This is a genomic window from Mesorhizobium sp. B2-3-11 (genome assembly GCF_006442215.1).
Classification (GTDB): domain Bacteria; phylum Pseudomonadota; class Alphaproteobacteria; order Rhizobiales; family Rhizobiaceae; genus Mesorhizobium; species Mesorhizobium salmacidum.
Genome location: NZ_VFVS01000013.1, coordinates 98,653 through 111,566, shown reverse-complemented (window position 1 = coordinate 111,566; position 12,914 = coordinate 98,653). Strand labels below are relative to the sequence as shown.

Sequence of the window (12,914 nt, the reverse complement as noted above, 5' to 3'; positions counted from 1 at the left end):
GTTCAGGCCGAGGCGATCGACCTCGTCAGATCGCCACCTGCGTGCCGATTTCTACCACACGGCCGGTCGGGATCTGGAAATACTCCGTCGCATCCGCCGCCGTGCGCGCCAGGCCGATGAACAGCCGGTCCTGCCATAGCGGCATGCCGGAATTGGGCGAGGCCTTGAGCGAGCGCCGCGACAGGAAGAAGGACGTCGTCATGATGTCGAACTTCCAGCCCTGCTTGCGGCAGATCGCCAGTGCGCGTGGAATGTTGGGCTGTTCCATATAGCCGAAAGTCAGCGTCACCCGCATGAACAGCTCGTTGACCGTCTCCATCTTGACGCGCTCGCTGTCGGGCACCACCGGCTGAGGGGCAGTCACCACCGAAAGGATAACGTTCTGCTCGTGCAGAACCTTGTAGTGCTTGAGGCTGTGCATCAAGGCGGTCGGCGCACTGAGCGGATCGCTGGTCAGGAACACCGCGGTGCCGGATACCAGCTGCGGCTTCTTCTTCAGCAGATTGCCTGCAAGGAAATCGAGCGGGATCTCGTTGCGGCGCGTCTTGTTGAAGAGATAGCGGCTGCCGCGCACCCAAGTCCACATGCCCAGCACGATGGTGAAGGCCACGACCAGCGACGCCCAGCCGCCTTCGAACACCTTGACGATGTTGGAGGCGAAGAAGCCGACATCGATGAAGGCGAACAGCACGGTGAGCGGGATCGCCACCGACAGCTTCCACTTCCAGATACGGGTCATGATCACATAGAGCAGCACCGTCGTCACCAGCATGTTGCCGGTTACCGAGATGCCGTAGGCGGAGGCCAGCTTGCTCGATTCGCCGAAGCCGACCACCAGCATCATCACCACCAGGGCCAGCAGAAGATTGACGCGCGGCATGTAGATCTGGCCGGACTGCTTTTCCGATGTGTGCAGGATTTCCAGCCGCGGCAACATGTTGAGCTGCACCGCTTGGCGGGTCAGCGAAAAAGCCCCTGAAATGACCGCCTGGCTGGCGATGACGGTAGCCGCCGTCGCCAGCACCACCATCGGGATCAGCGTCCAACCCTCGTTCATCTCGAAGAACGGGTGCCCGACCACACCGTTCTTCGCCAGCACGAAGGCGCCCTGCCCGGCATAATTCAACAGCAGGCAGGGGAACACGATCGAAAGCCAGGCAAGCACGATCGGCTTGCGGCCGAAATGGCCGAGATCGGCATAGAGCGCTTCCGCGCCGGTCACGGCAAGGAAGATGGCGCCGATGGTGACGAAGGCGACGTCGGGCGAATGGATCAGGAAGGCGACGATATAGTGCGGACTGATCGCCCACAGGATTTCCGGATCGGCGATGATGTGCTTGAGACCGGAAAGGCCGATGGCCAGGAACCAGATCGCGGTCACCGGGCCGAAGACCAGCCCCACGCCACCGGTACCGAAACGCTGAACCGCGAATACCATGGCGAGGATGACCAGCGTCAGCGGCACGACATAGGGCTGGAAGGTGGGGGTGACGACATTCATGCCCTCGACCGCCGACAGCACCGAAATCGCCGGCGTGATGACCGCGTCGCCGAAAAACAGCGAGGCGCCGACGATGCCAATGCCGAGCATCAGCGCCGAGCGCTTCGGAAAACTGCCGCGGGCCAGCGCCATCAGCGACAGCACACCGCCCTCGCCGCGATTGTCGGCGCGCAGCACGAACATGATGTATTTGATGGTGACGATGATCGTCAGCGACCAGATGATCAGCGACAGAACACCAAGAATGTCGCCACGGTCGGCAACTTGCCCGCCCGACGACGCGACCAGCGCCTCGCGGAACGCATAGATCGGGCTGGTGCCGATATCGCCATAAACCACGCCGAGCGCGCCCAGCATCAGCACCTTGGTACTGTGCTGTTCGATTTCGGGATGGCTCGATTGGTCGACGGGTTCTGCCTCACTACCAGCACTGGCAAGGGCCATGTACGACACTCCGATAAACGCGCGGTGCTCTACGCTTGCTGCAATGCAATATCAAGTGCCGTAACGTTATGGCACTCATGGTGGCAGCGCGCGGCTTCTTGTGGGCGAATTCGAACGAATGCCGGTCAATGCGACATTCGCGGGCTCATGTCCGGACCCATGGCAAAACCCGCGGGACAGCGAGCACGTGTCTGTCAAATGGCGACCTGCGTGCCGATTTCAACGACGCGGCCGGTCGGGATCTGGAAATACTCCGTCGCATCGGCCGCCGAGCGCGCCAAGCCGATGAACAGCCGGTCCTGCCATACCGGCATGCCTGAATTAGGCGAGGCTTTCAGCGACCGCCGCGACAGGAAGAACGACGTCGTCATGATGTCGAACTTCCAGCCCTGTTTGCGGCAGATCGCCAGCGCGCGCGGGATGTTGGGCTGTTCCATGTAGCCGAAGGTCAGCGTCACCCGCATGAACAACTCGTTGACCGTCTCCATCTTGACGCGTTCGCTGTCGGGCACGACGGGCTGCGGCGCGGTCACCACCGAAAGGATGACGTTCTGCTCATGCAGCACCTTGTAGTGCTTCAGGCTGTGCATCAGCGCGGTCGGCGCGCTGAGCGGATCGCTGGTCAGGAACACCGCGGTGCCCGACACCAGCTGCGGCTTCTTCTTCAACAGATTGCCGGCCAGGAAATCGAGCGGGATTTCGTTGCGGCGGGTCTTGTCGAAGAGATAGCGGGTGCCGCGTATCCACGTCCACATGATCAGCCCCATCAGGCAGGCAACGGTGATCGAGACCCAGCCGCCTTCCACGATCTTCACGACATTGGCCAGGAAGAAGCCGCTGTCGATGACGCCGAACAGCAGGGTCAGCGCCAGGGCCAGCGCCAGCTTCCATTTCCACATCTTGCGCATCACCACGAACAGCAGGATCGTCGTCATCAGCATTTCGCCGGTCACCGAGATGCCATAGGCGGACGCCAGCGAACTCGAACTGCCGAAACCGACGACCAGCAGCATCACCCCCATCGCGATGAGCAGGTTGACACGCGGCATGTAGATCTGCCCGGACTGCATTTCCGACGTATGCTGCACCTCGATGCGCGGCAGAAGATTGAGCTGCACCGCCTGGCGGGTCAGCGAAAAAGCCCCTGAAATGACCGCTTGGCTGGCAATGACCGTCGCGGCCGTTGCAAGTCCCACCATCGGCATCAGTGCCCAGTCAGGCAACATCTCGAAGAACGGATTGGTCGGTTTCCCGCCATGGGCGAGCACAAAGGAGCCCTGCCCGAAATAGTTGAGCAGCAGGCAGGGGAAAACCACGGAAAACCATGCCAGCACGATCGGCTTGCGTCCGAAATGGCCGAGATCGACATAAAGCGCCTCAGCCCCGGTTACCGCCAGGAACACGGCGCCGACGGTGACAAAGGCGGCGGTCGGTGTGCTGGCCAGATAAGCGACCGCGTAATAGGGATTGATGGCCAGCAGGACCGATGGATCATCCTTCAAATGATAGAGGCCGGCAACGCCGATGGCCAGGAACCACAGCGCTGTCACCGGCCCGAACACCGCCGCCACCTTTCCCGTGCCGAAGCGTTGCACGGAGAACAGGATGGCAAGGATGACCAGCGTGATCGGCACGACATAGGCGCCCAGCGTTGGGGTCACCACGGTAAGGCCTTCGACCGCCGACAGCACCGAGATGGCCGGCGTTATGATCGAATCGCCGAAAAACAGCGCCGCGCCGCAAAGGCCGATCACAAGGATCAGCCGGGCGCCTTTGGGATAGGCGCTGCGTGCCAACGACATCAGCGACAGCGTGCCGCCTTCGCCCTTGTTGTCGGCACGAAGCACGAAGGCGACGTATTTGATGGTCACGATGATCGTCAGCGCCCAGACGATCAGCGACAGCACGCCAAGCACGTGAACGCGCGTTGCGATGCCGGGCGAAGCGTGAAGCGCCTCTCGGAAGGCGTAGATGGGACTCGTGCCTATGTCGCCATAGACGACACCGAGCGCGCCCAGCATCAGAACCTTGGTGCTGTGCTGCTCGACCGCGGCATGGCTCGATTGCTCGACGGTTTCAGCCTCGCTCCCGCTATTGGCAAGGGCCATCGACCACTCTCCGACTAGCGCGCGGTGCTTTATCCATGCTGCGACACGATATCAAATGCACGCGATGGCTGCCATACCAATACGAAGCATTACCCCCTACCAGCCGCAAGCCCTGAGGAACCGGCCCACTGTGCCGGCCATGCCATACTCCAACGCGTCGGCTGTCAACCCATGTCCGATCGACACTTCGGCCAATGCCGGAATGCGCTTTGCCAGCGCGGGCAGATTGGCCACCGTCAGATCGTGCCCGGCATTGACCTGGAGACCGGCGGCAAACGCCGCGTCAGCGGTTTTTCCCAATCTTTCCAACTCTTTGGCCGCCTTACCCGAATCGGAATGGTAGCTGCCATAAGGACCGGTATAGAGTTCGATACGATCAGCGCCGGTGTCGCGCGCGGCCGCCATGCCGGCGGGATCGGCATCGGAAAACAGCGAGACCCTGAAACCGCCCTTCTTCAGACGCTTGACGATCGGCGCCAGGAACGCCGCATCGGCGATAAAGTTCCAGCCGTGGTCGGAGGTTGCCTGTGCCGGATCGTCGGGCACCAGCGTCACCTGCTCAGGCTGGTGCTTCTCCACAAGCGCCAGGAAATCCTCGTTTGGGTAGCCCTCAATGTTGAATTCCGCCTGCGGGAATTCGTCGTCGATCAGCGCCCTGATCTGGGGCAGGTCGGAATGCCGGGTGTGACGTTCGTCGGGGCGCGGATGCACCGTCAGCCCATGCGCTCCGGCGGCAAGGGCAAGGCGGCCGACGCCGATTACGCTGGGCCATGGCAGGTCGCGCCGGTTGCGCAGCATGGCGATGGCGTTGAGGTTGACGGAAAGCTTGGCGGGCATGGGCTGGCGTCCGTGAAACAGGCTATCGAGGCGCGCCACGCTTATTCGTTCCGGCACGGCGCATTTGAGACGGCGCATCTATAGCGTCTTTAACGGGAACAGATAGGGCCTTTCCGGTGTTCCAGAAGACCAACATACTCCACGAAAAGGAGGCGCTACCTTGAATTTCCTCCAATCCGTGCCGGCGATCCGCCGCATCGATACCAGCCGCGACGACCTCTTTGCCATCGATGTGGTTGGCCATGTCTCGGCCGCCGATGCCGAGAACCTGTTTGGCCTGCTCGAGGCGGCCTATTTGCTCCATCAGAGAATCGACGTGGCCGTGCGCATAGTCGATCACGAGGGCGTCGACTGGGCGGACATCTCCGATGAGACCATCAAGAAGGGTGCCGTCCACGCATTGGAACATATTGGCCGTTGCGCGGCGATCGGCGCCCCTGACTGGACGCCGAACGCACGGCGCGCCTTGCCCGCTTCGTCGCCCGTCGAATTCAGGCATTTCCAGATCGAGGACGAAGCTGCTGCCTGGGAATGGCTCGGGGCGCGACCGACGGGCCAGGAGGCCACGGCCGCTCCAGAAAGAGGATGAAACGGTTTTCCACCTACCCGCCGACCCCTTCTATCTGACGATCGTCAGTCGTTCAGCGGCCCGGGTGATGGCTGTATAAAGCCAACGCTGGCGCGTTTCCTTGAAGGCCCAGCTTTCGTCGAACAGCACGATCTCGTTCCACTGCGAACCCTGCGCCTTGTGCACGGTCAGCGCATAGCCATAGTCGAAATCATCGAAGCGCTTCTTCTGCTGCCAGGGGATTTCGGCGTCCGGATCTTCGAACGCCGCCTTGAGCAGCTTGATCTTGGCGACGCCACGATCCGGATCGTCCTCCTCGGGCGACACCAGAAGGTTGATGCCGGGCTTCACCGTCTCGCGCGACGAGGTCATAACCTTCCACAGCGAGCCGTTGAGCAGGCCTTTGGCTGGGTCGTTGCGCAGGCACACCAGCTTGTCGCCCGCTTGTGGGTAATCCGCATTGAAGCCCTTCAACTCGCGCAGGCGCTGGTTATAGCGCCGCCGCGTCCGGTTGGTGCCGACCAGCACCTGATCAGCCCTCAGCACCAGTTCCTGGTTGACGTCTTCCTTGCCGATCACCTGCGCGCTGCCATAGTCGCCGCGCATGAATTCGCGGCCCTCGCGCACATCGAGCGCCAGCCGCAGGATCGGATTGTCGCGCGCCTGCCGGTGGATCTCGGTCAGCAGAAAGTCGGGCTCGTGATCGGTGAAGAAGCCGCCGCCCGAGATCGGCGGCAACTGGCCGGGATCGCCCAGCACCAGGATCGGCGTGCCGAAACTCATCAGGTCACGGCCGAGTTGTTCGTCGACCATCGAGCATTCGTCGATGACGACCAGTTTCGCGCGCGAGATCGGGCTCTGCCGGTTGAGCGAAAAGGTCGGCGACATCGACGTCTTGCCGGTCACCTCGTCGGCCACCGATTCCTCGCCCTTGGGCCTATAGATCAGCGAATGGATGGTGCGGGCGTTGACCGCGCCCTTGGAGCGCAGCACTTGCGCCGCTTTGCCGGTGAAGGCGGCGAACTGCACCTGGCCGTCAACATGTTCGGCGAAATAGCGCGCCAGCGTCGTCTTACCGGTGCCGGCATAGCCGAACAGCCGGAACAGCTGCGGCTTGCCGGTCTTCAGCCAGCGGGCGACCGCTTGCAGCGCCTCATCCTGTTGGGGTGAAAATTCCATCTAATCGTGTGACCGGATTCGCGAGGCAAACACAAGATAGCCGCCACCAGCATCGACATAGCGGGCGGCGAACTCCCCCCGTGGTTCCAGGCTATCAGCCGCAATCAAGAACGTAAAGGGAACGAAACAGCCTGCATTCAGTTGGCAGCGCGCGGGTCGTTGTCCAGCAGGATCGGCTTGCCATGCGGCGTGGCGTGCGCGGCACGCTCCCAGGCCCGCGCCATCGCATCGACGTCAGGCTTGGCGGCCAGCCCCTTGGAAGCAAGCAGGGTTTCAAGCGCCGCCAGCCAATGCTCGTAGTAATCATGGCCGTCCGCCGCGGCATCTGGCTTCTTCACCTCGGCGGACAGGGCATCCGCCCACTCGCTCCACGAAAACAGGCCCTTGTCGTGCAGGGCCACCGTCATGGCGAAGGCTTCGGCCTGCCATGGCGCGGCGAAAACCGGTGCGTCGAGCCCGGCGGGCAAACCGGCGGCAGGCCCCTTCACTTCACGCCGGTTCAAGATAGCTCGCCCAGGCGTCGATCGAGACGGTCAGTGTCGGGTCGGCGCCCTCGCCCCAGATTTCCGTGCCGTCGAAAACCACGGTATAGACCCATTGCGGATTCTCGCCCTGCCCATGCGCGTTGCTGTCGGGGAAGACGAAGCCGTCTCGCACGGCCCCGATCGTCCCGTTCTTGTCGCGCGCATAGCGCGGCAGCCTGGTATGGCCGGTCGGATTGAAGTTTTTGGTCCGCACCGAATCACCAGCCTTGAAGCGCGGCGCTGTCTCGACCGGCCGGTCACACGGACCGCCCTTGGCCAGCACAGCCGGAACGTTTTCCGCCTTCAGCACCCGTTTCGGAGTCGCCGCCGGATCGATCGCCTCGCCTGCCCCGAGGTCGCGTTCGCTGACGAAGCCGTGCCGCTTGAGCAGGATCTCCAGTGCCTTGATCCAGATCTGATAGTAGCTGGAGCTGTAATAGTCGGCCGGATGCAGCGATTCCCGCGCATGCCGGCTCTCGTCGATGTTCCAGGCGCCCATGCCGCCGGCGCAGAGCGTCACGCCGAGCGCCCGCCGCTCCCACGGAGCATGGAAATAGGGTTCATCCTTTTCGGGCGCGACCGGCCCGAATCCCATCTGTCCGCCGAGATCTTGCGGCCCGTTCATGCCCGTTGACTCGCCAGCGCGGTGCCGATCATGGCATCGCGGCTCACCAGTTCCGCCAGCCGCTCCTCGCTCCAGCCTTCGGTGCCCTCCGGCCGCATTGGCACGACGAGATAGCGCAGTTCCGCCGTCGAATCCCAGACGCGTATCTTCGTCCCGGCCGGCAGCACCAGCCCGAATTCCTCGAGCACGCCGCGCGGATCGATCACCGCGCGCGACCGATAAGGCGGCGCCTTGTACCACACCGGCGGCAAGCCAAGCACCGACCACGGATAACAGGAACACAGCGTGCAGACGACGAGGTTGTGGGTGTCCCCGGTGTTGAACACCGCCTGCATGTGCTCGCCTTGCCGGCCGGTATAGTTCAGCGATTCGATTGCCCGCGTCGCGTCGCGCTTCAGCCACTCGGCAAAAGCGGGATCGCTCCAGGCCTTGGCCACTACCCTGGCACCGTTGCGCGGGCCGATCTTCGTCTCGTAGGTATCGACGATGACGTCGATCGCGGCCGGATCGATCAGCCCCTTGCGGGTCAGGATGGTTTCCAGCGCCCGCACCCGCGCGGCAAACGGATCGAGTTCGTTGTCATGGACATGATCGTGGGACATGGCCGCAAATTACGGTTCCGATCCGCCGGCCGCAAGCTCCATGGCTTGGGCCAACAGGGACCGGAGCTTTGTCCGCCCGCTACTCGGCGGCCGTCTTCTGTGGCTCGCCCGGGATGTCGTCATTGGTGCCGAACAGCGAAGGCTGATCGCCCTCTTCGACCAGATGCAACTCGGCTTTGCGCTTCGGCATGAGCCCGACCAGCCAGCCCGAGAAATTCTCCATGTAGACATAGATCACCGGCGTCACGAACAAAGTCAGCGCTTGCGAAGCGAGCAAGCCACCGACAACGGCTACGCCCAGCGGCTGGCGAAGTTCCGCGCTGGCGCCGGTGCCGAGCGCGATCGGGAACGTGCCCATCAGTGCTGCCAGCGTCGTCATCATGATCGGCCTGAACCGCATCAGGCAGGCCTTGTGGATCGAATCCGTGGCCGACATGCCTTCTCGTCGCAGTTCAAGCGCGACATCGACCATCATGATGCCGTTCTTCTTGACGATGCCGATCAGCATCAGGATGCCGATCACCGCGATGACGGACAGATCCATGCCGGCGAAGCGCAAGGCGACAACCGCCCCGAGCACAGCCGACGGCAGGCCCGTCAAGATGGTGAGCGGGTGGATGAAGCTCTCATACAGAATGCCGAGCACGATATAGATGGTCAGGATGGCGCCGCCGACCAGCAGGCCCTGGTTGGCGAGCGAATCCTGGAAGGTCTTGGCCGTGCCGGCGAAGGTCGTGGAGATCGCTGCCGGCATGCCGATCTGTTCTTTCAGCGCGTCGATGCGTTTCACACTGTCGCCCAGCGCCACGCCCTGCGGCAGGTTGTAGGAGATGGTCACGGCCGGAAGCTGGCCGAGCTGATTGACCGTCAAGGCGCCGGCCGTGCGATCGACCCGGGCGAAGGCGCCGAGCGGCACCAGGCTGCCGCTCGCCGTCCGCATCTGGATGGCGAGCATCCGCTCCGGCGACCATTCGATCTTGGGATCGAGTTCGGTGATGACTTCGTAGCTGTCGGCCGAGCCGAAGATCGTTGAAACCTGGTCGGTGCCGAACCCGCCATAAAGCGCCGAGCGGAGCGTGTCGGTGTCGATGCCGAGCTGCGCGGCCTTGTCGCGATCCACCACCAGCGACGCCTGCAACGCATTGTTCTGCAGGTCGCTGGTGACATCGGCGAAGGTCGCATGGTCGGCCGCCATCGCGTCATTCATCTTCTGCGCCCAGATATCGGTCTGTCCGGTATCGAGGCCCTGAACCACGAGCTGGTAGGCACTGGCCGACGACCGCGAACCGAGCCGCAGATTCTGCACCGGCTGCATGTAGGTCTCGATGCCCGCCACGCCGGCCAGTTGCTTGCGCAGGTCCGAAAGCACCTTCTCGATATCGGGACGCAGGTCCTTGCCCTTGAGCTGGACGAAGAGCTGCCCCTGGTTGAGGGCATTGTTGCCACTGCCCGCCGACCACGCCACGTGGTCGACATAGGGCGACTTCGAGAACACGCTGGCCACCTGCCCTTGCAGCTTGGCCATGGCGTCAAACGAAATGTCCTGGCGCGCGATCGTGGTCACCGAAATCTGGCCGATATCCTCCTGCGGGAAGAAGCCCTTCGGCGAGACCTCGATCAGCCACACCGAGGCTGCCGCGGTGCCGATGAAGACGAGGAACACCAGGAAGGTGTGCCGTAGACAGAAGCTCAGGATCCAGTCATAGCCGCGCGTGATGAACTCGCGCTTGTGGCCGGCGCCGTGCGCCTCGCGGTCGGCCTTGGTCACCGACAGCAGCCGCGAGCACAGCATCGGCGTCAGCGTCAGCGACACGAACATCGAGGCCAGGATGGCGACGGTCACCACCACGGCGAACTCGTTGAAGATGCGCCCGATCACGCCGCCCATCAGGAGCACCGGGATGAACACCGCCACCAGCGAGATCGAGATCGAGATGATGGTGAAGCCGATCTCGCGCGCGCCCTTCAGCGACGCATCGAAGGCCGACAGCCCGTCCTCTTCCATGTGGCGGAAGATGTTTTCGAGCATCACGATGGCATCGTCGACGACGAGGCCGACGGCGAGCGTCAGGCCCATCAGCGAGATGTTGTCGATGGAAAAGCCGAACAGGAACATCGCGCCGAGCGTGGCGATCAGCGAGATCGGCACCGCCACGGCCGGGATGATGGTCGCCGTCACCCGGCGCAGGAACACGAAGATCACCAGGACCACCAGGGCGATGGTCAACAGCAGCGTGAACTGCACGTCGTCGACGGCCTGGCGGATCGAGCTCGAGCGGTCGTTGAGCAGCTTGATCTGGGCGGCGGCCGGCATCTGGCCCTGGAAGGACGGCAGCATCGCCTTGACCTTGTCGACGACGTCGACCGTATTGGCGTCGGGCTGGCGTTGCACGGCCATGATGATCGCGCGGGTACCGTCGTACCAGCTTGCGGTCGTGGTGGTCTGCACCGAATCGACGACACGGGTCACCTCGCCCAGCCGCACCGGATGACCGTTCTTGGTGGCGATGATGAGGTTGGAGAAGCCGGCTGCATCGGTAAGCTGCGTGTTGGCGGTGATGGTCAGCTGCTGCTTGTTGTTCTGCAGCACGCCGAGCGGCGTGTTGCTGTTGGCCGAAGCCACAGCCGCTTGCAGCTGATCGATAGAAATGCCCCGCGCGGCAAGCGCGGTCGGATCGATCTGGATGCGCACTGCGTATTTTTGCTGGCCGAAGATCGACACCTGCGCGACGCCGTCGATGGTCGACAGCGACGGCGAGATGACGTTTTCGGCGAAGGCATCGAGGTCGGTCAGCGGAACCGTATCGCTGACCAGCGACATCAGCAGGATAGGCGCATCGGCCGGATTGACCTTCCGATAGCTCGGCGGCGACGTCATCTGCGGCGGCAGTGATTTCTGGGTGCGTGCGATCGCGGCTTGCACGTCGGCCGCGGCCGCATCGATATTCCGGTTGAGGACGAATTGGATGGCGATCGAGGTCTGGCCGAGCGCGTTGGTGGTCGAGATGGAATCGATGCCGGCGATGGTGGCGAACTGCTTGATCAGCGGCGTCGCCACCGATGTGGCCATGGTTTCCGGCGACGCGCCAGGCAGCGAAGCCGAGACGTTGACCACCGGAAATTCGGCGCTCGGCAATGCGGCGACCGGCAGGAATTTGTACGCGAACAGCCCGCCCAGCACGAGGGCGAACGACATCAGAAGGGTGGCGACGGGCCTGCGGATGCAGAATTCGGAGATCATTGGCCTGCCTCGCCGGCGTTGCTGGCCTGGGCAACCTTGGGCGCTTCCTTGCCTTCATGCACCGCAGCGCCGTCCTTCAGCCTTGTCTGGCCCTCGGTGACAACCCTCTCGCCGCTTTTCAGCCCCTGGCTGATGGCGCTGTTTTGGCCTTCGGTCAGCGCCACCTGCACTGGCCGCATCTCGACGGTGTTGTCCGGCTTGACCACATAGACGAACGGTCCCTTCTGGCTGGGCTGGACCGCGACGGTCGGAACCGAGGTCATCTGCGGCATGATGCCGGCGTCAAGGACGACATTCACATACTGGCCGGGCCACAAGGAAAGATCGGCATTGGGAATGCTTGCCCGTGTGGCGATCGTGCCCGACGCGGTGTCGACGCTGGAATCCACGAAATCGAGCGTCCCCTTGCCGATCGGCGTCGGGTCGCCGCTTTGGGTCAACGTCACCGCGTTCTGCTGCGGATTGGCAAGCGCCTTGTGCAGCAGCGCAAGGTTGCTTTCCGGCAGATTGAAGTTGACCTGCAAGGGGTCCATCTGGGTGATGGTCACCAGTGGCGTCGCCGTGCTGCTGTTACCGTTGCTGACAGTCACGAGGTCGCCGACGGCGACATTCACCGCACCCAGCCTGCCGGCGATCGGCGCGGCGATGGCGGCAAAGCCGAGCTGGACATTGTCCGCGTCGATCGTTGCCTTGTCGGCATCGACGGTCGCCGCCGCCGCCTTCTGCGCGGCAACGGCCTGGTCGTAGGTCTGCTGCGTACCGGCCTGCTTGGCGACGAGGTCCTTGGCGCGCTGAAGGTCGGAATTCGAGCTGGCAAGCAGCGCCTGATCCTTGGCAAGCGCTGCCTGGTCCTTGGCGAGTTGCGCCTTCAGCGCCCGGTCGTCGAGCGAGAACAGGAGGTCGCCTGCCTTCACCATCTGCCCGTCCTTGACGTCGATCGACACGATCTGGCTGGAGACGCGCGCGTTGATGTTGACCACGGCCGGAGAGGAGACGAAGCCGATGGCATAGCGGCGGACCGGAAAGTCAGCCGTCGTTGCCGTCGCCGAAACGATAGAAGCCGAACGGGCACCATTGCCGCCACCGCCCTGTTTGCCGCCCGCCTTGTCGGCTGCCGGCTTGTCTGTCGCGGCGACCTGCTTTGTGCCGATGATCTGCTGGCCCTTGTTCAGCGCGTCCGGCGACAGATAGAGCCAGGCCGCACCCGCACAGGCGACCGCCAGCAACGACAGAATGACTTTTCCACGTATCGACAAAAGACCTCTCCGTCCGACACGCCATAGCC

10 protein-coding genes are annotated in these 12,914 nt (G+C 63.2%); 1 reads left to right on the top strand and 9 read right to left on the bottom strand.

What is annotated here, in order from left to right; genetic code table 11:
• Positions 1-25: 25 nt before the first annotated feature.
• From FJ960_RS18670 to FJ960_RS18660, 3 genes are all read right to left on the bottom strand, one after another.
• Positions 26-1,945: a potassium transporter Kup gene (locus FJ960_RS18670; protein WP_140715947.1), complete on the bottom strand. Its 1,920-nt coding sequence runs from the start codon at positions 1,943-1,945 to the stop codon at positions 26-28.
• Between the two features lie 194 nt (positions 1,946-2,139).
• Positions 2,140-4,053, bottom strand: coding sequence for a potassium transporter Kup (locus tag FJ960_RS18665; RefSeq protein ID WP_140715944.1), 1,914 nt, complete (start codon positions 4,051-4,053; stop codon positions 2,140-2,142).
• A gap of 96 nt (positions 4,054-4,149) precedes the next feature.
• The gene (locus tag FJ960_RS18660) at positions 4,150-4,890 is read right to left on the bottom strand and encodes a pyridoxine 5'-phosphate synthase (RefSeq protein ID WP_140715942.1); all 741 of its coding nucleotides are present in this window, start codon (positions 4,888-4,890) and stop codon (positions 4,150-4,152) included.
• Positions 4,891-5,050: 160 nt separating this feature from the next.
• Here FJ960_RS18660 and FJ960_RS18655 point away from each other — a divergent pair, with 160 nt between their 5' ends.
• Positions 5,051-5,479, top strand: coding sequence for an STAS/SEC14 domain-containing protein (locus FJ960_RS18655; RefSeq protein ID WP_140715939.1), 429 nt, complete (start codon positions 5,051-5,053; stop codon positions 5,477-5,479).
• A gap of 30 nt (positions 5,480-5,509) precedes the next feature.
• Here FJ960_RS18655 and FJ960_RS18650 read toward each other — a convergent pair whose 3' ends face one another.
• From FJ960_RS18650 to FJ960_RS18625, 6 genes are all read right to left on the bottom strand, one after another.
• On the bottom strand, positions 5,510-6,637 hold the full coding sequence (locus FJ960_RS18650; RefSeq protein ID WP_027146532.1) for an ATP-dependent RecD-like DNA helicase: 1,128 nt from the start codon (positions 6,635-6,637) through the stop codon (positions 5,510-5,512).
• A 137-nt stretch (positions 6,638-6,774) separates the two neighbouring features.
• Positions 6,775-7,140, bottom strand: a complete 366-nt coding sequence (locus FJ960_RS18645; protein WP_181166581.1) for a nitrile hydratase accessory protein — start codon at positions 7,138-7,140, stop codon at positions 6,775-6,777.
• Positions 7,127-7,786: a nitrile hydratase subunit beta gene (nthB, locus tag FJ960_RS18640; RefSeq protein ID WP_140715936.1), complete on the bottom strand. Its 660-nt coding sequence runs from the start codon at positions 7,784-7,786 to the stop codon at positions 7,127-7,129. Before nthB ends, FJ960_RS18645 begins: the two co-directional genes overlap by 14 nt.
• A complete protein-coding gene (nthA, locus tag FJ960_RS18635; RefSeq protein ID WP_140715933.1) occupies positions 7,783-8,388 on the bottom strand; it encodes a nitrile hydratase subunit alpha in 606 nt (201 codons plus the stop codon). Before nthA ends, nthB begins: the two co-directional genes overlap by 4 nt.
• 79 nt (positions 8,389-8,467) lie before the next feature.
• Positions 8,468-11,629 (bottom strand): efflux RND transporter permease subunit, encoded by a 3,162-nt coding sequence (locus FJ960_RS18630; RefSeq protein ID WP_140715930.1) that lies wholly within the window; start codon positions 11,627-11,629, stop codon positions 8,468-8,470.
• Positions 11,626-12,879, bottom strand: coding sequence for an efflux RND transporter periplasmic adaptor subunit (locus tag FJ960_RS18625; protein WP_140716035.1), 1,254 nt, complete (start codon positions 12,877-12,879; stop codon positions 11,626-11,628). Before FJ960_RS18625 ends, FJ960_RS18630 begins: the two co-directional genes overlap by 4 nt.
• Positions 12,880-12,914 lie beyond the last annotated feature (35 nt).

Excerpts from the sequence above, each read along its gene's own strand:
- FJ960_RS18650 (WP_027146532.1), bottom strand. The coding sequence starts at position 6,637 with ATGGAATTTTCACCCCAACAGGATGAGGCGCTGCAAGCGGTCGCCCGC.
- FJ960_RS18670 (WP_140715947.1), bottom strand. The coding sequence starts at position 1,945 with ATGGCCCTTGCCAGTGCTGGTAGTGAGGCAGAACCCGTCGACCAATCG.
- nthA (WP_140715933.1), bottom strand. The coding sequence starts at position 8,388 with ATGTCCCACGATCATGTCCATGACAACGAACTCGATCCGTTTGCCGCG.
- FJ960_RS18665 (WP_140715944.1), bottom strand. The coding sequence starts at position 4,053 with ATGGCCCTTGCCAATAGCGGGAGCGAGGCTGAAACCGTCGAGCAATCG.
- FJ960_RS18660 (WP_140715942.1), bottom strand. The coding sequence starts at position 4,890 with ATGCCCGCCAAGCTTTCCGTCAACCTCAACGCCATCGCCATGCTGCGC.
- FJ960_RS18630 (WP_140715930.1), bottom strand. The coding sequence starts at position 11,629 with ATGATCTCCGAATTCTGCATCCGCAGGCCCGTCGCCACCCTTCTGATG.
- nthB (WP_140715936.1), bottom strand. The coding sequence starts at position 7,786 with ATGAACGGGCCGCAAGATCTCGGCGGACAGATGGGATTCGGGCCGGTC.